This is a genomic window from Flavobacterium anhuiense (assembly GCF_050990855.1).
Classification (GTDB): Bacteria; Bacteroidota; Bacteroidia; order Flavobacteriales; family Flavobacteriaceae; genus Flavobacterium; species Flavobacterium anhuiense_C.
In genome coordinates, this window is the sequence record NZ_CP158861.1 from 4,940,743 (window position 1) to 4,964,294 (window position 23,552).

The 23,552-nt window shown below is 32.8% G+C and carries 16 protein-coding genes; 8 read left to right on the plus strand and 8 right to left on the minus strand.

Annotation, left to right across the window (positions count from 1 at the left end; all coding sequences use genetic code 11):
• Nucleotides 1-658: 658 nt before the first annotated feature.
• Nucleotides 659-5,725, minus strand: coding sequence for a DUF4132 domain-containing protein (locus ABTV69_RS21360; protein ID WP_433832445.1), 5,067 nt, complete (start codon nt 5,723-5,725; stop codon nt 659-661).
• Nucleotides 5,726-5,858: 133 nt separating this feature from the next.
• Entirely contained in the window at nt 5,859-6,293 is a 435-nt protein-coding gene (locus ABTV69_RS21365) for a hypothetical protein (protein WP_433832447.1), read from the minus strand.
• 273 nt (nt 6,294-6,566) lie between these two features.
• On the opposite strand from ABTV69_RS21365, the gene ABTV69_RS21370 reads away from it, so the two are divergent.
• The 5 genes from ABTV69_RS21370 (at nt 6,567) to ABTV69_RS21390 (ending at nt 11,956) form a co-directional block, all read left to right on the plus strand.
• Complete coding sequence (locus tag ABTV69_RS21370) at nt 6,567-8,372, plus strand: type VI secretion system Vgr family protein (RefSeq protein ID WP_433832451.1); 1,806 nt, start codon at nt 6,567-6,569, stop codon at nt 8,370-8,372.
• A 10-nt stretch (nt 8,373-8,382) separates the two neighbouring features.
• The gene (locus ABTV69_RS21375) at nt 8,383-8,553 is read left to right on the plus strand and encodes a hypothetical protein (RefSeq protein WP_433832453.1); all 171 of its coding nucleotides are present in this window, start codon (nt 8,383-8,385) and stop codon (nt 8,551-8,553) included.
• A 37-nt stretch (nt 8,554-8,590) separates the two neighbouring features.
• Nucleotides 8,591-9,967 carry a T6SS phospholipase effector Tle1-like catalytic domain-containing protein gene (locus ABTV69_RS21380; protein WP_433832455.1) on the plus strand — a complete coding sequence of 459 codons (1,377 nt, stop codon included), beginning with the start codon at nt 8,591-8,593 and terminating at the stop codon, nt 9,965-9,967.
• A gap of 35 nt (nt 9,968-10,002) precedes the next feature.
• A complete protein-coding gene (locus tag ABTV69_RS21385) occupies nt 10,003-11,061 on the plus strand; it encodes a DUF2931 family protein (RefSeq protein ID WP_433832457.1) in 1,059 nt (352 codons plus the stop codon).
• 91 nt (nt 11,062-11,152) lie between these two features.
• The gene (locus tag ABTV69_RS21390) at nt 11,153-11,956 is read left to right on the plus strand and encodes a hypothetical protein (RefSeq protein WP_433832459.1); all 804 of its coding nucleotides are present in this window, start codon (nt 11,153-11,155) and stop codon (nt 11,954-11,956) included.
• 227 nt (nt 11,957-12,183) lie between these two features.
• On the opposite strand, the gene ABTV69_RS21395 is transcribed toward ABTV69_RS21390, so the two are convergent.
• From ABTV69_RS21395 to ABTV69_RS21420, 6 genes are all read right to left on the minus strand, one after another.
• Entirely contained in the window at nt 12,184-12,459 is a 276-nt protein-coding gene (locus tag ABTV69_RS21395; protein WP_433832461.1) for a hypothetical protein, read from the minus strand.
• A 336-nt stretch (nt 12,460-12,795) separates the two neighbouring features.
• Nucleotides 12,796-13,956 carry an HNH endonuclease gene (locus ABTV69_RS21400; RefSeq protein WP_433832463.1) on the minus strand — a complete coding sequence of 387 codons (1,161 nt, stop codon included), beginning with the start codon at nt 13,954-13,956 and terminating at the stop codon, nt 12,796-12,798.
• Nucleotides 13,943-16,267 carry a hypothetical protein gene (locus tag ABTV69_RS21405; protein WP_433832465.1) on the minus strand — a complete coding sequence of 775 codons (2,325 nt, stop codon included), beginning with the start codon at nt 16,265-16,267 and terminating at the stop codon, nt 13,943-13,945. The genes ABTV69_RS21400 and ABTV69_RS21405 overlap by 14 nt, the downstream gene beginning before the upstream one ends.
• Nucleotides 16,268-16,476: 209 nt before the next feature.
• Nucleotides 16,477-17,274, minus strand: a complete 798-nt coding sequence (locus ABTV69_RS21410) for a TatD family hydrolase (RefSeq protein ID WP_433832467.1) — start codon at nt 17,272-17,274, stop codon at nt 16,477-16,479.
• A gap of 242 nt (nt 17,275-17,516) precedes the next feature.
• A complete protein-coding gene (locus ABTV69_RS21415) occupies nt 17,517-18,938 on the minus strand; it encodes an RtcB family protein (protein ID WP_433832469.1) in 1,422 nt (473 codons plus the stop codon).
• Nucleotides 18,939-19,162: 224 nt separating this feature from the next.
• Nucleotides 19,163-20,260, minus strand: coding sequence for a slipin family protein (locus ABTV69_RS21420; RefSeq protein ID WP_433832471.1), 1,098 nt, complete (start codon nt 20,258-20,260; stop codon nt 19,163-19,165).
• An 802-nt stretch (nt 20,261-21,062) separates the two neighbouring features.
• Here ABTV69_RS21420 and ABTV69_RS21425 point away from each other — a divergent pair.
• From ABTV69_RS21425 to ABTV69_RS21435, 3 genes are all read left to right on the plus strand, one after another.
• Nucleotides 21,063-21,686, plus strand: a complete 624-nt coding sequence (locus ABTV69_RS21425) for an HD domain-containing protein (RefSeq protein ID WP_433832473.1) — start codon at nt 21,063-21,065, stop codon at nt 21,684-21,686.
• Nucleotides 21,687-21,829: 143 nt separating this feature from the next.
• Complete coding sequence (locus ABTV69_RS21430; RefSeq protein WP_433832475.1) at nt 21,830-22,867, plus strand: helix-turn-helix transcriptional regulator; 1,038 nt, start codon at nt 21,830-21,832, stop codon at nt 22,865-22,867.
• Between the two features lie 221 nt (nt 22,868-23,088).
• Nucleotides 23,089-23,547 carry a MarR family winged helix-turn-helix transcriptional regulator gene (locus tag ABTV69_RS21435; RefSeq protein WP_433832477.1) on the plus strand — a complete coding sequence of 153 codons (459 nt, stop codon included), beginning with the start codon at nt 23,089-23,091 and terminating at the stop codon, nt 23,545-23,547.
• The last annotated feature ends 5 nt before the right edge of the window (nt 23,548-23,552 follow it).

The window sequence follows — 23,552 nt, forward strand, 5'->3', positions numbered from 1 at the left end:
TTAAAAACAAAAAAAGCGTCCTATAATGAGGACGCTTTTCTATTTTATGATGAGTTTGACTCTATTTTTTTACAATTCGTTTTCATAAAAATACATATCGCATCCTGATACATTAACTGGAAGTTCTCCGGCTAAGTGGTCAAAATATTTTGCTATTGAAATTCTCATATGTATTTTCCTGTTTATTAATTATCGGTACAAATATAATATATTTTCGTAATTTAACAAAAAATGTTAAAAATGTTAAAATTATAATTTCAGAAAAGAGCTGTTTTAAACATGCGTTTTTTATCAATATGCCTTAAAATAAAACTCGAATCAGACGCGGATTTTACTGATTCGCTTTAGCTAAAACGCAGATGTAAACGGATTTTATTTTCTTGATCTGTCATTTTAAACATTTCCCACGATTTTCAACCGTGGGAAACGTTATGTTCTGATTGCGTCTCAATGGTTGAAACCATTGGCTATACTGTACAAACCCGTAAACCTATTATTTTTTTATCGATCAATTTATCAATGTGATTTAAAATGATAAGCCTCAAATCAGACACGGATTTTACTGATTCGCTTTAGCGAAAGCGCAGATGCAAACGGATTTTTTTTCACACCTCATTTAAAAACATTGTCAACGGTTTCAACCGTGGGAAACGTAATATTAAGCATACGTCTTATCAATCTGACTCAAAATCGTCGGATCTTGAATTTCATCGTCTTTTGCAAATAATAAAACTTTAGACATCACCTCAGCCGATTTCGGATCATCATCTGCAAACGGAAGGAACAAACGTCCTCTGTGCTGTGAATGAATAGGAAGAACCGACAAATATTTACCAGGAAGCTGATGCACAACCGCACTTCCTAAATGCACGCTGTACTCTCCCAGTTTGCCTTTTATGATGGCGTGGTTTTCTTTGATTTCAACATTTTTAACTTTAAACAATCGCAATGTTTCTCTCAATAAAACGCCTCTCATTTCTATAGAAGAATGGCTCGCTTCTGGATCTACTCCACCAACATGGGCAACGCTTACCACTAAATCAATATCGCGCATTACTTCTGAGAAAATTCTCGGATTGATATCTTCAAAAGCAATGTTTTTATAATCTTTTAAAGAATGGAATTCAATAGTTTCTAAAGTCGGACTTTCTACATCTGCTGGCGAAAACCAATCGGCCATGGCATACATTTTTACCTGATAGCCTTCTTTATGGAAGACTTTCTGCAATCCTTCTTCGTAATCTACTTTCCAGCCTCTTGTTTTCAATAAAGCCAAAGTTTGATTCGGCTGGACTTGATGTCCTGCATAACGTCTTGAAATAGATTTCTCTTTCAACTCGTCTGGCGTTGGAACATACAATTCTCTGAAAACTTGCTTGAATGGTTGCTGTAATTTAGTATCAAAACAATATTTCTGGTAATCTACCCAAACATTATTTTTATGCAAATCAAAACAGTGAGCGATTCTAAACGTTTGTTTTTCGTTTAACGAAATCATTTCTCCTAAACCAGTCACCAAACTTCCATCTACATAAAAACCAATTTTATCGTCATTCGAAATAAAAACTAATTTTTCCAGATGTTTTGAAATAATGGGATGTTCAAAAAGGTTTTGCATTTCTGCGAATAAAAACTCATCGCCACGAATCATACTTTCTTCCAAACCTTTTCTAGAACGTGTCCATTGCTCACGCATGGTTTTTCTATAATTCGTTAATTCCAAAATACCTTTGTCTTTTTTGTATTTCGGCGGAATCGATTTTAACTCTTTTCCAGCTTTGTACGTAACCAAATCGGCTTTTCCTTCATTATTAATAACCAAACTAATCGTCACATCATCTAAAACCACTTCGGTTTCTTTTGATAAAATATTTTGAACTTGCTTCGTTTCCATTGCCCATGTCAAACGAACAGGATCTGGATAACCCGCATTTCTTGCTAAGTTTTCTAAAGCCACACGAATCGCCAAAGCTTCGCTCGCCTGTTTCATCGAACCGAATTCTTTACTTTCTTTTTTAAACTGCTGTAAATATTCGTAGCGCGCCAAAATATCTTTTTCTGGACTCGCTTTACTTAACGGAACCAACCCGTAAACTCTTAAGTAATCCTGATCGCGTTTGTCTTTTACTTTGGCCGTAACTTCTCTAATTTTTAAATCTCCTGTAATCGTATCAGCGTACAATCTCGCACGTCTGTGTCCGTTTCCATCTGTTACGTATTTCGCAGATTCGTATAAAAGTTCCCATTTTGCTTTTCCTAACTTTTTGTAAGCCGATGTAAACCAATCTTTATCCACAGCTCCATCTTTAAAATCTTGCAAGTCTAAAGTCGAAAATCTCGCTGCTTCACTTTCTAATTCTGAATTGGTAGCGCTGTAAGACGCTGTTTTGGTATGCGCGTGAAACCACCAAATTCCTTCATCTAGACCATTCCAATCCAAATAACTGCTGATGAACTTTTGCCATTGCGGCGCGTAAATCGCAGTCTGAATCAATCTTTCTTCAGAGATTTTAGCTTTTTTAATTAAGGCATTAAAACTCTCCTGCGTATCTGTCGCTACAGGATAACATCTTTTCAGTAAGAAACTGAATAATTTCTGCTTCGTTAAATCTGTGTAGCTCCATGAATAAATATAACCTTTGTACAAACTTGCTTTTCCAAGTGCTGTAATCAATTCGACCAAGCGGTTGGCACCAAAAATCTTCTGGAAACTCTGTACCAAATGCGTAACCGAAGTATTAGAATCTCCTCTTTTAACCTCAACATCCAAAAACGTTTCTCTGATTTTATCAATCATCGGAACTAGGAACGGAAACTTCTTAATTAACTCCTCACTTCCAAAATGTCTGTAATGTTTGGTTTCGCTGGTTAAAACAGAAATTCTTTCGCTTTCCAAAATACCTTCGTACAATTCGCCTTCGGAAATTAATTTTTGTTCAAAGGCAACGCAATACAAATGAATTGGCGGTTTCGCAAACGATCTGTTTTTTTCCAATCCGTTCAATTGTCTCCATCTGTACAGATTCCAAACTTTAGCATTTTGTTCTTCCGTTAAATCAAGCAAACCAATTTTATTCAAATAAATATCAAAAAAGCCTTGACTTTGCCAACCGTTTCCGTTGTTATTGTTGTAATAATATTCATTTTTACCTGGCACATATTCAAACTCTTTTACAGAATCTGGAAGATCTGCATACAAAGTACTGCACGCATCGATTAAGAAATCGGCTTTTTCTTCAAAAACGTATTTTATCTGCAACGCATTCAGAATATTCAAAATCGCATTATCCCAATCGTACCCCCTTTTGTTTGGATGAGGCAATAATTCTTTAAAGTAAAAAACATGTTTTTCTAGAAAATCTCTCCATATTTTTCGATCGCAATTGTTTATCATTGTCATCAAAAACAAATCTCTATTGGCAAGACCCGATTTTGTAAACCATTCTTCCCAAACTTCGTACAACGGATAATTAGTTGCTGCTAATTCTGAATTCTTTTCCTCTTTCAGGTTTTTTAATGGTCTAAAAGAATTTCCCAATAAAACAGTCGATCTGCTGTTATCGTAATTTTCAATTTCGTATTCGTAATTTCTGTTTTCTTCAAACAATTTATAAAGCTTCGCAATTTCATCTTTAATATGCGACATCGATTTGGAGAAACCGTATTGATGTTCTTTTACCGCTTTTGCATATAAAGAACTGGCGTTTGGTTTTGGCAATTCATAAGCCGAAATTTCGTTTGGCGTAAAAAATCCGTAACCGTTTTCTGCGCTTAAAAGATCTTGTTTTTTTGAAGGTTCTAACTGCTCAATAAACTTGATTTCTTTCTCGGTAATTTTGGGTCTTTTTAGATATTCTTTTACCCAATCGTTAACCTTATCCGTCAGTTTATTGTTTTTCTGAAGCTGCAGCATAACATCCAACATAGACATACGCTGTTCCAAATCGCCTTTTTCTATAGTTTGGTCAACGAAATTAACTACTTTTTGATCTTCTTGTTTAACAAGAATCGCCGTTAAGTTTTTCTTTAAATTAGAATTTTTACGTTTAAATAATTCCTGAAAAACAGCCAATTCCTCTTCCGTTAAACTCAAATCTTTTAAAACATTAACCGCCGAAGCCACAAGAGATTCTCCCCTATCTTTTATAATTCGTAAGGCAAAATTTCTTTGAAATTCAGTCGGTTCTGTTTTGTTTTGATTGTTTTGATTGTTATAGTAAGAATAGCTGTAAAAATTACCCAATAAATTTCTGGTCAATTTCTCTCTTAAGTTGATTGAGAAACCTTCAAAATGCTGTAAAACAGCTTCTAATCTTTCGTTGTTATCGCCAACCAAATTAATGGCTGCGGAGTAAAGCGTATCTCTTTCGAACTTCGCAGTCATCCATGAAAATACTTTACCTTCAAAAGATTTCTCTTTCTCGGTAATGCTTTGTGCAAGATTGTAAACTTTATCAAAGAAGTTCGGATAATCTGCATTTTCGATATAGAATTTCGATTTTGCATTCGCTTCTAGCAAAGCATCCATTCTCGGAGCCGCAAAGGCTAAAACTTGCAGATTTGCATCGTCTAATGCTTTAAAATAAAGAGGCATCTGAATGTATGGATCACACGTTTCTCCAGCAAATTTCAATGCCAAAGATTTCTTTTCGGCCGAACCTTTTTCTAATAATTCGTGCAGATACGGAACCGTTTTCTCCACATCCAAAACACCTTGAACCCAAAGTGCCATGTAGACTTCGTTGTTGTTTTTGCTTTTTACGCCTGTCGGAATCGTTTCTGGTTTTGAAAAATAACCCGAAGCCAATTCAATAATATTACGAACAACCGTTTCTTTTTCTGAATCCCAACCCAAACCTGTCCACGTATCGATCGCTCTTACGACAGATGAAAAACGAGTTAGTTTGTTATCTATAAGCACTTTGATCATGTATTGCAAAGCGCCAATACTTGTTTCGTCTAAAGCTTCTAGAATCGTCTGGCGCAGACCTTCCTGACGTTGCGCAGCCAAAAGCAGTTTTTCTACTAACTCCCAATTCTGCTGTTTTTCGCTGTTTAAAAGCGCTTTGATGATATTTCTAGAAACTTTTCCGTGTGAGTCTTTATTGAAAACAATATCTTCAAATAATTGATAAAGTCCTTCTTTTCCAGCATCTAAAGCAGCAGACCAAACCATAAATTTATTAATGCCGTTTGAAATCTCGCTATCGTATCGAATTTCGTCTTCAATACTCAAATTATAGTAAAAAGTACTGCTATCCTGATAATTGTATTTATAAGGTCCGTTTAGCAGAGAACGCAGAAAATTGATCTGATTGACCAGCAAATATTTCTGATGATTTGGTGCTCTAAAAGCTCTTCGCGTATAACCCGTCTGATACATTTTTTGAGGCAGTCTGTTCCAAGCTTCTTTTACGTACCCAGCGTTTTCTTCGCCAAAAAAGTAAAGCAAAAGATCGTAGTAATTTTTATCTTCCCATATATTCTCTTTTACCAAAGCCGCAAACTTTTCGGCTTCCGCAGAACCCAAAGAAATATAAGTACTATAATAATTGTCTTGAAGTTTCAATAGTTCCAGACCAAACTCCGCCACTTCTTTTTTTAGTTTCGATCCAGAAAATAATTTCGTAACCAAGCTGCTGTTTACAATTTCTTCCAGTTCTTTTTTAAATCTCTTAATTGGATTTTCAATTACTTTACTTTTTAAAAGATCTTCTATCGTCATAATTATTTTAGATTTTAGATTGTAGATTTTTGTTGAGAAGTGAAATGTTAGAAGTGAAATGTTAGAAGTGAATTGTAAAAAGTTCTCACATTTCACATTTTACAATTAACAATTCACCATTAACAATTTACAATTACCAATAGCTTCCCGCCAAGAAAGTCAGCCTGATAAAAGTGAGGTTTTTATTTTGAGATAAATCGATTTGTTCGGTTAGTGTTTCCAGCTGGTCGTCTCCGTAGAAAACAGCGTACATTCCGTCTTCAAAAGCTTGGATGGCATTTTCCTGCGCTTTAGCCAAATCGACTTGATTGTGGTTGTACAGCGCGCCGAAACCTACTTTTCCGGTATCGGTCAGAATGGGTAAATAATGTTCTTTTGGAAGATGAATTTTGTCTTCGTCTTCAAACTCAAATGAAGCAGAACGGAACAATTGTACCTGATGATCCACAATCGATTCTATGAGTTTTTGTGTGGTAATAACAGGGCTTTCTAGCGCTAAAGCGATATTTTTTTCCTGAAGAAGCGGATGTTTTTTTCCTAATTGTTTAACTGAGATGCTTAGATTCATCTTTACTGGCTTTTATTTTGAAGCTGTAAAATAGGAATTTTACATTATTTTTTTCTTAAAATAACATCTTTTAACTGTTAAAAAATCTTGCGAATTAAAAGTACGATTTGATTGCAAAAAAAACACCTTAACAATTCGTATTGGCAGAGTTTAGGTTTTATTGGTTCCTAGATAAAAATTGTCTTATTGTAATAGATTAATGACTTTTAAGGATGGAGTATCTAATACATATAAATGTACTTTACAAGCATTAGAAACTATAAGCCAAAAAATATGTCAAAATTCTCAGAACAAGTTCATATTTCGATCAGTTCTTTCGAAAAAAATATCATTTATTACGATTTTAAGCTTTCGCAGAAAATGGCCGATCACCATTATTTTTCGTTTACTTGGCAGTACACCGGAAAAGCGATAATTGACCCAGAAGATCAGGAAAAAGCCATCAGCAAACATATTGGCAGCGAAGTCATTTTTACATTCAAAGTCGGCAGCATCAGACTGATGTCAAAAGGAATTATTAAAGGATTAAAATCAGTCGATCTTCATGGAAGTCCGGCGGGACTTCATGTTTACGGAATAAGCCATACCGTTTTTTTGGATGATAATGAAAAATCCAGAATTTTTCTCAACCGAAACCTTCAGCAGATTGCGCTGGAAATCTTTGCCGAAACCAACTCAGGAGAGTTTTATCAGCGTGAAGCAATTGTTCCCACTTATAAAAAAGAGTTTTCGAATAAGCCGCAGTATAACGAAACCAGTTTTAATTTCTTAAAAAGGCTTGCCACGCGATACGGACAATGGTTCTATTTTGACGGAATGCGCATGCAGTTCGGCCAGACTAAACAGAGCCAAGTAAAGCTTATTAACGGATCATCGCTCCATCAATTTACGATTGAAACCAATTTAGTTTCCCATAAAACCTCTTTTGGCGGGTATGATTACAGTACAGCATCTAGTATCCGCAATTCAGAAGAAAAGACCAATACTGGAAGCCGTGATAGATTTGCCGTTTCAATGAGGTTCAACCAATCGTCTGTCGCGCCCCGAAATCGTGGCGTTGGGAGCTATACTAACAACGCAAATGACAAGGAAGAGATTGAAGAAATGGTCAGACTGCAGACTCAGGCTAAAGATGCAAACAGCGTATTCTATAGTGGCATTTCATATTATCCAATTGGCGTTGGGCAGGTTTTTACGCTTCAAAACAAAATAGTCGAACATGAATTGATTGCCATAGAAGTGACACACCATTCTGAAGTAAACGGAAATTACAGCTGTGAATTTAAAGCTATTCCCGAAGATGTGGCAGTGCCGCATTATACTAATCCAAAAACAAATGCAAATGCTGAAAACCAGTCTGCAAAAGTAACTGACAATAATGATCCCGAAAAATTAGGACGTGTAAAAGTCGATTTTTATTGGAACGGCTGGGGAAATAGCAGTGATTGGATGCGTATGATTCAGCCTCATTCTGGCTCAGGGAAAGGATTTTATTTTATCCCCGAAATTGGTGAGGAAGTACTTGTAGGGTTTGAAGGTGGCAATGTGGAACGTCCTTATGTGATGGGGACGCATTACAATGGTGAACAAATTCCCGATTTTTTTGAGGAGGACAACAGCATTAAAGGTTGGAAACTTCGTTTTGGGCAGTTATTCAAATTTGTAGAAAAAATTGGCATTTGGCTTTCTGATCCTAGTGGAAATGAAATTCAACTTGATGAGGAAGGTAAAAATATTAATGTGACTTCTCCTGAAACTATAACGATTCGCGCTAAAAAAATTGTTTTTGAGGCGAGTGAGAGTATTACATTAAAAGCGGGAACTGATATTGATATCATTGCAGACAACAATATGACGCAGGAAATAGGAAATAGTATTTTTATCAGTGCTGAAGGAAATATTTCTGAAAGAAGTGACAACAAGACAGAAACAATAAGAGACAACTATACTAGAAGCTCACACGAATCTACACAGTTTGCTGAAGAAGTTACAATCACCAGTACAAGTGAAAATATGCTTTTAGAAAGTTCACAAAAAAGAGTTGATATAAACAGTGCGGAATCCTCTAATTTATTTTAAAATCATTCATATGGCAATTTATAAATCAGCTAAAAATTTGAATATAAAAATCAAAAACACATATATCTCTTTTGCAAAAGTAATGGATGAAACAAGCGGAAAAGTAGAGATTGTTGCTACAAAAGAAAACTTGACTTTGATTTCAAACAAAAAAATAAACATAAGAGGTAATAAATCATAATAGTATGTCAAATATAGCATTTGGAGAACCACGTTTTGTGCCTCCTAAAGAAGATGATAAAGAAGTTTACAATGTTTATATAGGCGTTTTTTTTGATGGAACCTCAAACAACAGAGAAAACATCGAAGGGAGACGAAAAAACCCGAGCTTAAAAAATACTTATGCATCCAACAAAGACGGTTCGAATACCAGCTATGGGAACGACAATACCAATGTAGATAGATTAGAAAAAGCTTATTTGAAGGATAAAGATAAACACTATTACTCTGTTTATGTTGAAGGTATTGGCACTAAAAATCCAGACAAAAATAAGGATGGAACACTCGATTATTATGGTGATTTTACACGCGGACAGGGATATGGTAAAGGGGAAACTGGGCTTTTTGAGAAAGTAGAAAAAGGATGTTTTGATGTTGTTGCAAAATTACAAGAGAAAAAAGAGAAAAAGATAAATACTTTATATCTAGATGTTTTTGGTTTTAGTCGTGGAGCTGCTGCGGCGCGAATTTTTGTAAATGAATTGAACCAAAAAAAAGTTGTAAGCAATAAAAAAAGCTATAATTGGGGCGGTTTAGGCAAAGCTTTTAAAGAACTGAATTACAAAGAAAAGCCTAATCGAATAATAGTTAGGTTTGTAGGTATCTTTGATACGGTATCCTCCTATGGAAACAATGTTTTTGACGATGTTGACAAAGATAAAGTCCCTCTTACCATTCCAAATGTGGGTTTTACTGTGCACTTGACCGCTGAAGATGAATTCCGTAAAAATTTCCCATTGACCACTATTGCCAGTGCAGGAGTTAATAGCATAGAATTAACATTGCCTGGTTGCCATTCAGACATTGGCGGAGGATACAAAAGCGGATCAGAGACAGTAAGTCTTACAGAAACAGCCTCTAAAATTGCCGAAGAAAAAAAATATTTGCTTGAACAGGGCTGGTTTGTGCCTAGCGAATTAAAAGAATTACCGAGTTTGATTCCTTATTATTTACAAGGAGATCGAGTTCTTAGTAATGGATACACTTTTGTTATTTTACATTTAATGGCTGAGTTTGGAAATCTTAAATGTAAAATTCTTTGGAATGAAAAAATGTTAGAAAAAGATTATGCTATTCCTTCACCGAATGATGATATACTTGAAACGATTAAAAAAAGGATTCATGCCTACGCATTTGAAGGCAAGCAAAAATTAAAATTTTATACCAATAAAGAAATTGAAGCAAAAAGGAAAAAGATATGGCAAACCCAAAAAGAAGTAGATGATTTTAATACTATGGTGGGAGATCATAATATCTTATTAAAGTTACGAAACAAGTACTTGCATTACTCTGCCAATATGGATGGTGTAGGTATGGAACCTCAAATGGACAATCAAAGTAATATTATTAGAAAACGACTAACAATAAGAGGATAATTATGGACAAATATTTTAAATTATCGATACTAATAATGCTGTTAAACATAACACTTACCTCATGTCAAAATAAGATGAAAGAAAAACAATATTCTTGGGTTGCCGCAGTCTGCACTCCTAAAAACTACCCAGCTGAAATTTTTTCGGGACATTTAATAGTTGGGAATACCCCTAAAAGCGACTATGTTTATATGCCATTTGATAATATCATTAATAGTTATGACTTAGGTGACAATGATGGCTCTTCGTCAGGTACTGCAGAAGGTATATCTCCTAAAATGCTAGATATCACTTGGATGTCTTATACAGAAAACAAAAGCTACTCAGGAATTTTCAAACTCGATTCAGATAAAATAGAATCCTTAATGATAAAAGGCAGTGAGCGCCCTTATTGGGATGAAGAAACCAAGAAAATTGGAGTAGTTGTAGATAAGCGTTTTGTTGTTAACGCTGGCTTGTTTCCTGGGGGAATGGTTGTATTATATGTTTTTAGTCAATCTAACATGACTATTGTTGGGCGTTATCAGGCACATGAAGATAATAATGTCGACTGGAAAATTGCACACCCTTCAATGAAAGATAAAGCTGGCATTAAAGATTATGTTGACTATATGAATGAAGATTTGCCAAAAGAAATATTAGATCAGATTAAAAATGGCACAATTCCATTTGGGTATTGGGAAACTCTTTTTAGAGAATATAATTTAACTCCTCAGGTTAAAGCAGAGGATAAAGTAGAAACGATTCTTGTAAATTATATTAATGGAGAATTTGAGTCTATTTTCTTGAGTTTAAATGGAAATATAATGCCCGTAAAAAAACGTGCTATTCCACGTAAAGTAAATATCGTTTGGCACGATGTAAACGATAGACGCATGGAAAGTGACGTGTTTTTTGATGAGAAGAAATCAAAAGCCATATTTGAGAATCTTAAAGAAGGAGAAAAAATAAGTTTCATAATTGGAATAGACCGAAACACAAAACCAAGAGAAACTAAAGGGATTACTGTAAAACTAAAAACAGCATCCTGCGAAATTGATATGAAAGATGCAATTGTGTCGCAGGAATCATTTACTAAATCTAGACCATACTAGGAAATGAAAAATTAGCATCCGTAAAAATTAATATAAAACAAACTATCGTTTTGCTGAAATAATTACAAAATCAAACCCTATTATATTTAAAATGAAAAAAATAAAATTCTATTTCACTGCAATATCATTACTACTTTTTATTAGTTCAATTGCTCAAAAAAAAACAAACATTGTTGGGAATTATAACGAAAATGGAGCAACTTACTTTATACAAAATGACAACACATTTATTATTGTTGGATATGCAACTTTAATAACAGGCAAATGGTATGTTGAGAACAATTTATTAAAACTTATTCCAAAAAATCCTGATTTTCCTTTTATTTTATATGGATATCATAATCCATCTGTAAAGGGCACAAAAATAATGTTTTCAGGATTTAACAATGATGACACTTTTGTAGGACTAAATGAGTCTCACGCCATTCAAAGAGTTTTTAATGAAGATGTAAATTGTACAACCTTTCCAAATGTTCATCTATTTAATCAATCTGCGTCACAAATATCTTTTTCTTATGGATCGGAAAACACTGGAGCCAAAGGCAGAAAAATGTATGTATATAATAACAATAATAATTTTAATGACTTTGTCGCATGTTATATTTCACAATCAAATTTTCGCGAACCAATTGTAATTACGATAAATGGAAATCGTCTTAGAAATCAATTTGATCAAGAATTAACTAAAATTGAAAAATTAAGCAATGAAGATTTAGAGATGATAAAAGAGATAAATAAAGCTTCTGACATAAAAACAGATGTGGTATATTATAACCCATCTTATAAGTATATTTCTCTAAATGAAGCTAAACTTGATGAATATAATTTTAACGAATCTAAAAACGCCTATTTGTTGAAAAAAAACAAACATTTGATAATTCGTATCATGATGTAAATATACTTTATCAGTATCATAAAGTTCAAAATTTGCAAATTTCCAATGAGAAAAAGACAATTTTAAAAAAACCGCTATTCCATTTTCAATGTAATGACCAAGAAAATGAAATTTGGGTTAAGTGATGCTTAGCAATTAACCCTTTTAGTATAAGCTTCCTGTCAAACAATATTTTAATAAAATATAAAAAACCCTGCAAATACCAATTCGCAGGGTTTTCTATTTTATTAATTTATTTTTAAATTGGCGCAAGCCTTATGAATTTGCTTGTCTGAAAACGGAGCTAGAGTTTCTGCCAGATTTCTGCTTGTTCGTAAACAGCTTAGCATTTTTTGCCTTAAATGTTGATCGTCGCCAAATTCTGTATGCATGAGGAGCTCGAAGATTTCCTGCAAATACATGGGCTGTTCTTTGTAATCTCCATCAAACATTTCGTCTGAAAGGAAATTAAGTACGGATGGCACTACATCACGATGTGTTGGTTTTTGATTTTCTTTTGACATTTTCGAAAATATTTAAACGCACGAAGCCCTCATCTTCGGTTGTGTCAAAACACTACAAGGAGTGGAATTAGGGCTATCACTAGCTCCAGCAACGTGAATGAGGGCTCGTTTATGTTAACTTATTTACTAAGTTTCGGATTTCTCCTTGTATTGTATTTTGACATTACAAAGGTATTCTTTTATTTTAAAAAGAAAGAAAAAACTTACTTAAATAGAATAAAAATATTAAATCAAAGTTGGAAAGCAAAGATAGGGATTATTATTAGTGCGCTAATTACTCTAACTAAGTTGTATGTATTCCAAAAATGAAACACACTTTTTGTTTCTTACAATAAATTATTTAATTAGTCCTAATTGTCGGGCTATATCTCTTTTATATTTTTCAAATGGAGCATTATTCTCTTCAAATAATTCTTTTCCAAAAATATCTTTTTTTAAAGAATCGACACTCTTTAATATTCCTTTCTCTAAAAAAAAATCAGATATTTCTTTTATATTTGAATCAGAATACAACTTTCTATTTTCTATCATTTCTAAAGAAATATATTTATGAAATTCATATCTTGATTTAAGTTTAAATATTTCTATAAATTCATCAACACCTAACAAAGAGTATGTATTATCAATCTTGATTTCTATATCTTTAACTTCCTTAATTTCGTTAATTTTTCTTTCAAATTCTGGATCATTTATGTCAAATTTTAATTTAAAATTCACTAAATCATCCCATTCAAAATTATGAGACGAAGGACAAATTTTGGCTAATTCATTGTTTACAGTAAATTCTTTTTGGTGTTTAAATTTAGAATTACAAGAATTACAGGATGGAACTAAATTGAATATACTCAATGAAAGAAAATTATATTCACTTTTTGGCAAAACATGATCCAAAGTAAAATGATTTCTCTTAATAATAATATTTCTTAAATCTAGGCCTTGACTCTTTCTTGTCTTATACATTTTGTAAAGTCTATCATAAATAGAATCATTAAGTAAATTACTCCATTTTATAATATGAGAACGTTTTCTATATTTAATTATTCTTTTGGCCGTATCCTTTTTAATTTCTTTTATTAACATCAATACATCATATGGAGCATAAAGCACGAAATCTTTTATAGAATTAAATTGATAGTGTTCTTCAGTAATATTTATAAAATCAATGTTGCAATAATGACATGTATTCAATTCCATATTTTTTTCCATTAAAAATGAAGAAATCTTTAATTGGCAATTATCATACAAGTACTCACTCTTTTTAGTAAAAAAAGGTTTTATTTTTTTTTCATATTTAGAATTTTTAATTTTTTTACTAATGGTCATTAATTCTGGAAAATCATCTGTCAAAATCTTTTTTAATGTGTAATCACTATCAATCTTTTTTAAAATAGTATCAATTTTTACCACATCAAATTTATTCTTTAAAAGATCATAATAATCATCTTTGAATTTGTCTTTTTGTATATTATCACTGTAAGGATATTTAATTCTTCTCATTTTCAATTTTTTTCTTAATTGCATCTAGCTCATTTTCTAAAAGAGCCCTTTTTTCCTCAAGTTCGATTACTGATAATTCTTTCTCAAACACAATTTCAAAATGATTATATAATTCTTGCAATTGATTTTCTAATATCTTTCTAACAAAGTCTTCTCCTACTAAACAAATTAAATTTTTAAAAAAAGGTCCCTTTTCTCTTTCAAAAACTTCCTCTTCACTTTTATATTTTTCGGTTCCTTTTTTTAATTGAATTGCAATTCTATAATATTCCAAAAATTCATTAATCTTTGATATGGCAAATGCACTTTTAGTAGATTCCATAAAAAAGCCATTTGTTAGCATTTCATGAATATTTGCCCCAAAAGTATTATCTCCTTCATAAATACTAGGCTTAGATTTTCCTGTTTCATCTTCAATTTCTAGAAACAATATATTTTCTTTTGGAATATCTGATAATATAAATGGAGAATGCGTAATAAAAATAATATTTAAAAAATAGCCTTTTAAATTCAAGGTTTTCAATGAATACAATAAATCATTTACAAAAATTCTTTGAAAATCTGGATGGGCATATAATTCAATTTCATCAAACACTATATTAATGTTTTGATAAGTGAGTAATTTCTGAATTTCATTTTTTAATCCAACCACATTATTTTCTGCAACAGATATGAGATTTCTCAAATGATATATTACAGAATGTATACTGAAAATCTTTTGTTTTTCACCTGAACTACAATTTGAAAAATTATTATCTGTTATTTCATTTTGAAAATAAAATTCTGTTTTAAAAATAGAAGGCAATGAATGTTGTAAGCTAAATTTACCCACATGTAAATCCTCAAATAATTTCTTTTTAAAAATTTCATCTTCTGTTTTATCAAATTTTTCGATTGCTCGTTCTAATGATTTTTTATATGCTAAGTTTATCCAATTATAAAGTTCATCAAGATCAATCACTTTGATTTTATCATTATCTGAAATATCGCTTTTATCTAAATAACAATATTGCAAAAAGAATAATGTCTGTTTAAGTTTATGAGTAACATGACTAAAATTTGACATTAGTGAATCTAAATAACTCACAAACAAATCATTAGCTATAATCTTAAACTGCTGTATTTTTTCTCCTTGAAATTCAATTACACTTTCTTCAAAACAACTCCGATATTGATTGTAAATTTGATAATTACTAATTTTTCTTAATTTTATCAAAAGATAATCAAATGCGAACCAAAAAAAATAATTCTCTTTATTTTTAGTTACATCATTGTCAATATAAAATCTTTCAAAAATTAGTTTAAGAATTAGATCTTTTTCTTCTCTTGTATTATTTATTCTTTTGTCACCATAACTGCGCATATCCCACAAAAATTTGGAATGATCCAATTCGATAGTAAGATGTGTAATAATTTTATTTGTCTGGATAGTACGTAATTTTTCTTCTTGTAAAATATTTACAAGAAATCGTGATTTAACAAGCTCTTTTTCAATATTAACATCAATATTTCCTTTATGTCTATATGGATTTATAACAACCGGTAATTGATAACCGTCATTTTTATGAAAAATTCCTTTTACCCATTCACCAATTTCATTAGTGTTAAATCCATAATGAGAATAATTGATTACCATTGTATAGAATAGATCTTTTAGGAAATAAAAAAGCTCCTGACTAATTTGCTGATTATATGGATTTAAATCATCTAAATCATTTAGAGAAAAAAAATTAATTGATTCATTAATTTGATCATAAATAAAAATTTCTTCATCAATTAATTGAATACATCTAATTTTTAGAATGTTTCCACTATTATAAGTTTTAACTTTTCCAGATTTATTTATTCCTGCAACTTCTGTTTTATGCTGATAATAAATTTCAGCTCTTAAATTACTTAAATCATACTTAAAACTATTATTGAACCTTTTTACATCATCTTCAAATCTATTATTGTTTTCGTCCTTATAATACAATTCTTCAGAATTAATAAAACCTTTGTCCACAATCATAGAAACCTTAGCAATAGTTGCAATAAGTAATTCTATCAAGGCACTTTTCCCACTACCATTTTTTCCAACTATTGCAGAAACATTGATATTATCCCCATACAAGTTTTCAGGGACATTTGTTTCTTTTTTTTTGACCAATTTTGCATATTTCGATTCTGGATAATCTTTTATTCTCGTAGCTATTCCATCAACAAATTCGTAATCATTATAAAATTTATAAATTTGATTCTCTTTTAGGTTCTTCAACAACTTTTTGTTACATCTCTCAAGCGGTCTAATTGCTAATAGTTTAAAACTCATATTTTTTTATTTTTTGTATCAAATTACTTAAATGGATTAATTTTCATTCTTTAGTCGAAATTGGATAAAAATCCGCAGTATATTTTACGGTTTTCCACAATTTTTACTATTTTCTAGTTATTAGTCTCAAATATATATAAACAAAAAGCCCTCAAACCAAGTACAAACCCCTGATTTAAAAGCCAACAAATAATCTTTATAATTAAGATCTAAATCCCAAAAAAGCTCTTAGCATTCCTCGTCGTTTCCTCTGCAACTTTATCCAAAGCAATACCTTTAAACTGTGCGATAGTTCCCGCTACATAAGGCAGAAAAGACGGTTCGCATCGTCGTTCGTGGCATTTCTTCAAAAGGCTGTTCGGGACATTTTTAGGAAGCATAAAAGGCGCATCGGTTTCAATCATCATTCGGTCGAGCGGTACGTACTGAATGACTTCTTTTAAATGGCTGAAACGTTTGGCATCTGAAATCGCTCCGGTAAAACCCAGATAAAATCCGTTATCGAGATAGGTTTTGGCTTCTTGCAGACTTCCTGTAAAACAATGTACAACGCCTTTGGGCAGTTTCGGCAGATAGTCTTTTGTGATATTCATAAAAGAACTAAAAGCGGCTCTTTCGTGCAAAAACAAAGGTTTCTGAACTTCAATTGCCAATTCTAACTGGGCTCTATAACATTCTTCTTGTTTGTTTCGGGGCGAAAAATCACGATCAAAATCGAGTCCGCATTCGCCAACAGAAACTACGTGTTTCTGCTGTAATAAATTCTTTAGTTTCGAAATGCTCTGCGCATCAAAACTCTTCGCATCATGCGGGTGAATTCCTGCCGTCGCATACAACACGCCTGGGTATTGTCGCGCAATCTTTGCGGATTCTTCGCTATTTCGTACGCTCGTGCCTGTAAGTATCATCTGCGATACATCTGCATCGATTGCGTCTTGTACGACATCGTCTATGTCGTTTTGGAATTGTTTGTTGGTCAAATTAATCCCGATATCTATATATGTCATTTTCTTAAAGTTGTTAAGGTTCTGAGAAGCTAAGATGCTAAGTTTTTTCCTCTCAGTTGCCTTAAAATTATTTTTTTAGATTTTGTAGAAGAAAGAAGCAAGAGGCAAGACTTTTTATCTTTCTTCTTTTCTCTTGTCTCTTGCTTTTCTCTCTTGCTTTTCTCTCTTTTCTACACATTCATAAAATTTCAGAAGAAGAAAACAAAATCTTAAAAGTCTTGCCTCTTGCTTCTTTCTTCTCCTTAGTCTTCTCGGCTCCCATCATCCGCCATTCTCACTAACTTCGGTGTAAACTTGGCTACAACATCCACTAAATCTTGTTGGGCTTCCATGACTTGATTGATATCTTTATACGCCATTGGGGCTTCGTCTAGTCCAGCACCGATAAGCGTAACGCCATGATCTCTCAAGATGGATTTCATCTCGGTTTGTGTAATGTTTTTTATGGCTTGCGTTCTGCTCATTTGTCTTCCTGCTCCATGCGAAGCGGAGTTTATTGCATTTTCTTGGCCTTTTCCTCTCACCAAAAATCCTGGTGCGGTCATACTTCCTGGAATGATTCCCATAACGCCTTTTCCGGCTGGAGTTGCTCCTTTTCTATGTACGATTACTTCTTCGCCGTTCCAGATTTCTTTCCAAGCGAAATTATGGTGGTTTTCGACTTTAGCTAAAATCGTTGCTCCTAAAGCTCTTTCCATTTTGTTATGGATAATCTCGTGGCAAGCCGAAGCATAATCTCCCGCCAAATTCATCGCCAACCAATATTCCTGACCTAATTGTGAATTCATATCCAAATAAGCCAAATTTCTCGCCACTTCTGGAAGTTTACATTCGTCTTTGGCAATTTTAGTGTAATGTCCAGCGATTGTTGCACCCATTCCGCGTGAACCAGAATGCGTCAATAAAGCCACGTATTTTCCTTTTGGAATATTCAAAACCGCATCGTCTTTAGAAAATTCCATAATTCCGAATTCCACAAAATGGTTTCCACCACCCGAAGATCCTAATTGCGACCAAGCTTTATCTTTCAAATTCTTCACAAACGGATTCATATTGAAAGTCTCGTTCTCCAAAACCGCATGATCTGATTTGTACTGACCGTGAAATCCGTGGCCTGCTCCAAAAATCGAATTCGCGATTAATTCTTTTTTGAATTTAGCTTCGTTTTCAAAGTAAAAATCTTCTGGAATATCGTAAACCGACAAAGCCATTCTACACCCAATATCAACTCCAACTCCATACGGAATAATAGCGTTTTTAGTGGCTAAAACTCCGCCAATCGGCAATCCGTAACCTTGATGCGCGTCTGGCATTAAAGCGCCCGCAACCGTAACAGGAAGTTTCATGGCAACCTCCATTTGTTTTCTCGCACCGTCTTCGATATGATCCAATCCGTAAGCCGAATACGCATTCGGATTTTGGTTTAAAGCAATAAAATCTTCTGGTTTTTCATTCGATTTTTCGATTAAAGCCAAAGCCAATTTGTTGAATACTTTATCGTCTATATAATTTTCCGGAGCTTCCAAAACGTTTTTATAATTCTCGATCATTTCTTCTCGCGTAAATCCGTTTCTTTTGCTGTTTATTTTTAAGGCAATCCCAATTATTTTTCCTTCAGGAAATCCTAATTCTAATATATCTATTCCGTTTATTTGTGTTTTCATTTTTCTTTTTTTAGGGACATAGGTCCAAAGGCTCATAGGTGCAAAGGTTTCTTACTGCTGCGCAGTTATTTTGCGTAGATGTTTTTTTCTCGCAAAGTCGCTGAGTCGCGAAGTTTTTTGTTTCTCGCAGATTTAGCAGATTAGGGTGATTTTTCTTCACTACTATATCTGTATAATCCGCTAAATCTGCGAGAACAAATTTTTTACTTTTATAAAAATACTTTTTATTTCACGAAGATTTCTTTCAATTGACTGATTACGTTTCCACCGCCCGAAATCGTAATTTCACCAATTTTATCAGCAATTTTTTCTACATATTCCATCTCCTTCAATTTCCACAACATTTCATTTTCTTCCATCAATTTTGCTGTGTTTAACAAACTTCTTGTTGCCGCAGTTTCCTCTCTTCTCATAATGCTATTGGCTTGCGCTTTCTTCTCAGCAACCAAAACTTGGTTCATGATTTCTTTCATATCACCTGGTAAGATAACATCTCTAATTCCTGCATCAGAAATTACTAAACCTAAATCTTCGATTTTAGTTTTTGCATCTTCTAAAATGGCATCTGCAATGGCATCTTTTCTAGTCAATAATTCATCTAAAGTCAAACCTCCAATAAAGGCTCTTAAAGCCAATTGCATCGTAACATACAATTGTTTTTCGAAATCTTTATTATCAACCAAAGCTTTCAAAATATCTACAACTTGGTATCGTACAAAAAAATTGATTCGCAATCCAGCCTTATCTTTGGTTAACAATTCCTGACCCGAAATTTCAACTTGTTGCTGTCTTGTGTCTACAGTTTTAACTTCGATTGTGATTGCATTATTCCAAAAATAATGAGTTCCTGATTTTAATTCTTTAACGAAAGTGCCATTTACAAACAACAACGCTTTGTCATTGCTTGATACAACGTATTTTCTTGTAAAGAATCTCATTTTAGCATTTTCTAATAAATTAACTCCAATGTCTTCAGTAATTTCGATTTTAGATAAATCTGCTTTTTTGAACTCATTTTTTACAATTCCTTTCCAAAAAGCGTATTTTCCAGGCACTAAAACTTCTTTGAAATTTCCTTTTACGAATTGCAAAACAATTTCGTTATCGGCAACCTCAACAATTTCTAAAAGTGAATTTAATATTTCATTTTGCAATAAAATATCCAATTCAAAAGGCGCTTGAAAAGATCCGTTTAAATCGTAAATCATCACATTTTTGTTTCCAACAATCCAGTGCAATCCTTCTTCAATTACTTTTACTAATTTTCTGTTTTCGAACACCAAGCCCACTTGGAATGCTTCGATTTTTATTCTTTTAATCATGGTTATGTTTTTATTTTTTTGTTTTGTTTGATTCGTTGTTTTGTTTCAGGTTTCACGTTTCATGTTCTGAAATCTGTAAACTTCTATTTTTTTACTTCTTGTTTCTTTTTCTTTTAATTCTAAATAAAAAAACCTCATTGTCTTTCTCCTCTGAGAAAAACGGACGAATAGTTTGTTCTTTGGTTGTCTGAATTGTTTACGATTTCATTTTATTGAGAGAATCCTTAAATTCTCTTAACAATCAAACCGAAAAGAAAACAAACATTTCAAAACACATTGCTACTCGCACAGGCTTTATCAGAGTGTGAAATTCCAGATTCGAAAATCTTGATTGCACTGACAAAGACAAATCAGTTTTTTTCCTAATAGTCATCTTTTTAAGAGTGATGGTCTCTGGAAATGCAGATTTTAGTCTGCTGACTTACCAATTCGTCCAATCAACCTAAGTTGATGCAGGATTCGAACCTGCAGATTTCTATTACTCTAACCGGACTGAGTTACCGCATTACTGCGAATGGGATTCGAACCCATGACACATAGATGGTGGATAATTTTTTGGAAAACTACCAAAACCTCCAAACCAAGCTGCATAGCAAAACATAATACGCTTTCGCGAAAAGTCTGCTACAATGGTGCTATACAGAAACACCCAACAAGGCTTGTTTGATATTTTCTTCAAAGTTTCCTTTGATCATTTCAATTTGTAAAAGAACTTGTTTTATTTCTTGAGCAAAGATTTTAAAACAACTACGCAATTATTTTGCGCAGTAAAAAAAGAATTTTAAATTTGAGAAAAAACAAGATGAATCTGAATAAAATTTATACCGATTTACTTCTTATTATTGGTTTTCAAAATCAAGAAATTCAGCAGAATTGGGATATTTTAGAAAAGGCATATTCCAAAAAATCAAGATATTATCATAACCTGACACATTTAGAAGAAATGATCGCCAGTTTTGAAATATATCGAAATAGACTTCAAAATCCGAACGAAATATTATTTTCTATTTTTTATCATGATGTGGTGTATTCGGCTTCAAAAAAAGATAATGAATTGAAAAGTGCCGAGTTTGCTTTGTCTATTTTATCTGAAAAAATCAAATTAGATAAGCAATTCGTTTTTGATGCTATTTGCGCTACACAACTTCATGCGTATAATGAAAATGAAGATATTAATTGGCTAATTGATTTCGATTTGAAAATTCTTGCTAAAGATTGGGACGATTATAAAATCTATTTTGAACAAATAAGAAAGGAATATCGCATTTATCCTGATTTTCTATACAAGCCTGGAAGAGCCAAAGCGTTGAAACATTTTCTGGAATATGAATTTATATTTCAAACGGATGAATTCAGAAGTTTATACGAAGAGAAAGCGAGAAGAAATATTGAAAAAGAAATAAGTCTTTTAGAAAGCAAAAAATAATCTCGCAAAGACGCGGAGTCGCAAAGTTCTTTTTTTAGCCACAGATTAAAGGATTAAAATGATTAAAAAAATCTGCTTAAATCTGTACAATCTGCGTGAAACAAAACTTTGCGTCTTAGTGCCTTTGTGGCAAAACAAAAAATATGTCACAAAACAAAAACGCCTTAATACGCTATAAAACAATCGACAAATGTCTGCAGAATAAATACAGGCAATGGACATTGGAAGATTTAATCGAATGCTGTTCTCAGGCTTTGGAGGAATATGAAGGCCGTAAAATTCCGATCAGCAAGCGAACTATCCAAATGGACATTCAGATGATGCGAAGTGAAAAATTGGGTTATAATGCGCCAATAGTAGTTTACGACAAAAAGTATTATAAATATGAAGACGAAGATTTTTCGATAACCGATATTCCGCTGACGGAAACGGATATGAATGTTTTGACTGAAACAGTTTCGATGTTGAAGCAGTTTAAAGATTTCTCTTTATTTAGTGATGTGTCGGATATTTTACAGCGATTGGAGGATAAAATCTATTCTGAGAAATCGCATACCAAACCAGTTATTTATTTGGATAAAAATGAAAAACTAAAAGGGCTTCATTATTTGGATGAAATTTATCAGGCAATTATCAAAAAAATGGTTTTGATCATTACGTATAAATCTTTTAAATCGAGAGAAGAAACTGTATTCCATTTTCATCCTTTTATATTAAAGGAATTCAACAACCGCTGGTTTCTTATTGGAAGGAAAAAAGCGTCACAACCCATTACGAATTTAGCTCTAGATAGAATTGTAGCTATAGACTACGATTTTAATCTACCTTATATAGAAGAAGATTTTGATGCTGAAGCTTATTATAAGAATGTAATAGGCGTTACAGTCAATTCGGGTTTGCAACCAAGACGCATCGAACTTTGGGTTGATGCCAAAAATGCACCTTATGTAATCACTAAGCCCTTGCATTCGTCACAGCGTTTGATTAAAGAAAATGAAGACCAAAGCATTATCATACATATTTTTCTTTTACCCAATTATGAAATGGAACGTGTTCTATTAGGTTTTGGAGATTCTATCGAAATTTTGCGCCCTGAAAGTCTGAGAAATCGTATGAAAAAGATCTTACAACGAGCTATTTCAAGATATGAAAGAGATAACAGTACTGAAATAAACTCATAGTTTTTTGAATAATCCAAAATTAAAATCAAAATAAATACCACAAAAAGATTTTTACTGTATTAAAATTGTTAAAATCCCAAAAAAGAATAGTATATTTCAAAATAAAAAAACCACAAACCCCAGTAAATCAGGGATATTATTTAACTAACCAAAAATTTATGAAAAAATAATATGCATGCATAGTATTTTTTGATTATATTTGAAATCGATATAGTTACCATATGAAAGATAAAACGATAGATTATATTTTGAGAGCAACATGGCAAGCTGTTTCAAGAATGTATAATGAAGAGGCTGCAAAATACGATGCCACAATGGCAACCGGGTTTGCGCTTTTAAGTATGGACAAGGAAGAAGGAACGCCATCAACCGCTTTAGGGCCGAGAATGGGCATGGAAGCAACGAGCTTGACGAGAACATTAAAATCTATGGAAGAAAAAGGTTTGATTGTTCGCAAGAAAAACCCAAGTGACGGAAGAGGCGTTTTGATTTACCTAACCGAATTTGGAAAAGAAAAAAGAGATTTATCTAAAAATACTGTCCTGAAGTTTAATGAAACCGTTAGAAAACACGTTTCTGAGGAAAAGCTGAAACACTTTATCGAAGTATCGGAAATCATTAATGAATTGATTCACGACAAAAACATATTTAATCAAACAGAAAACGCAGAAAACGAATAGCATTT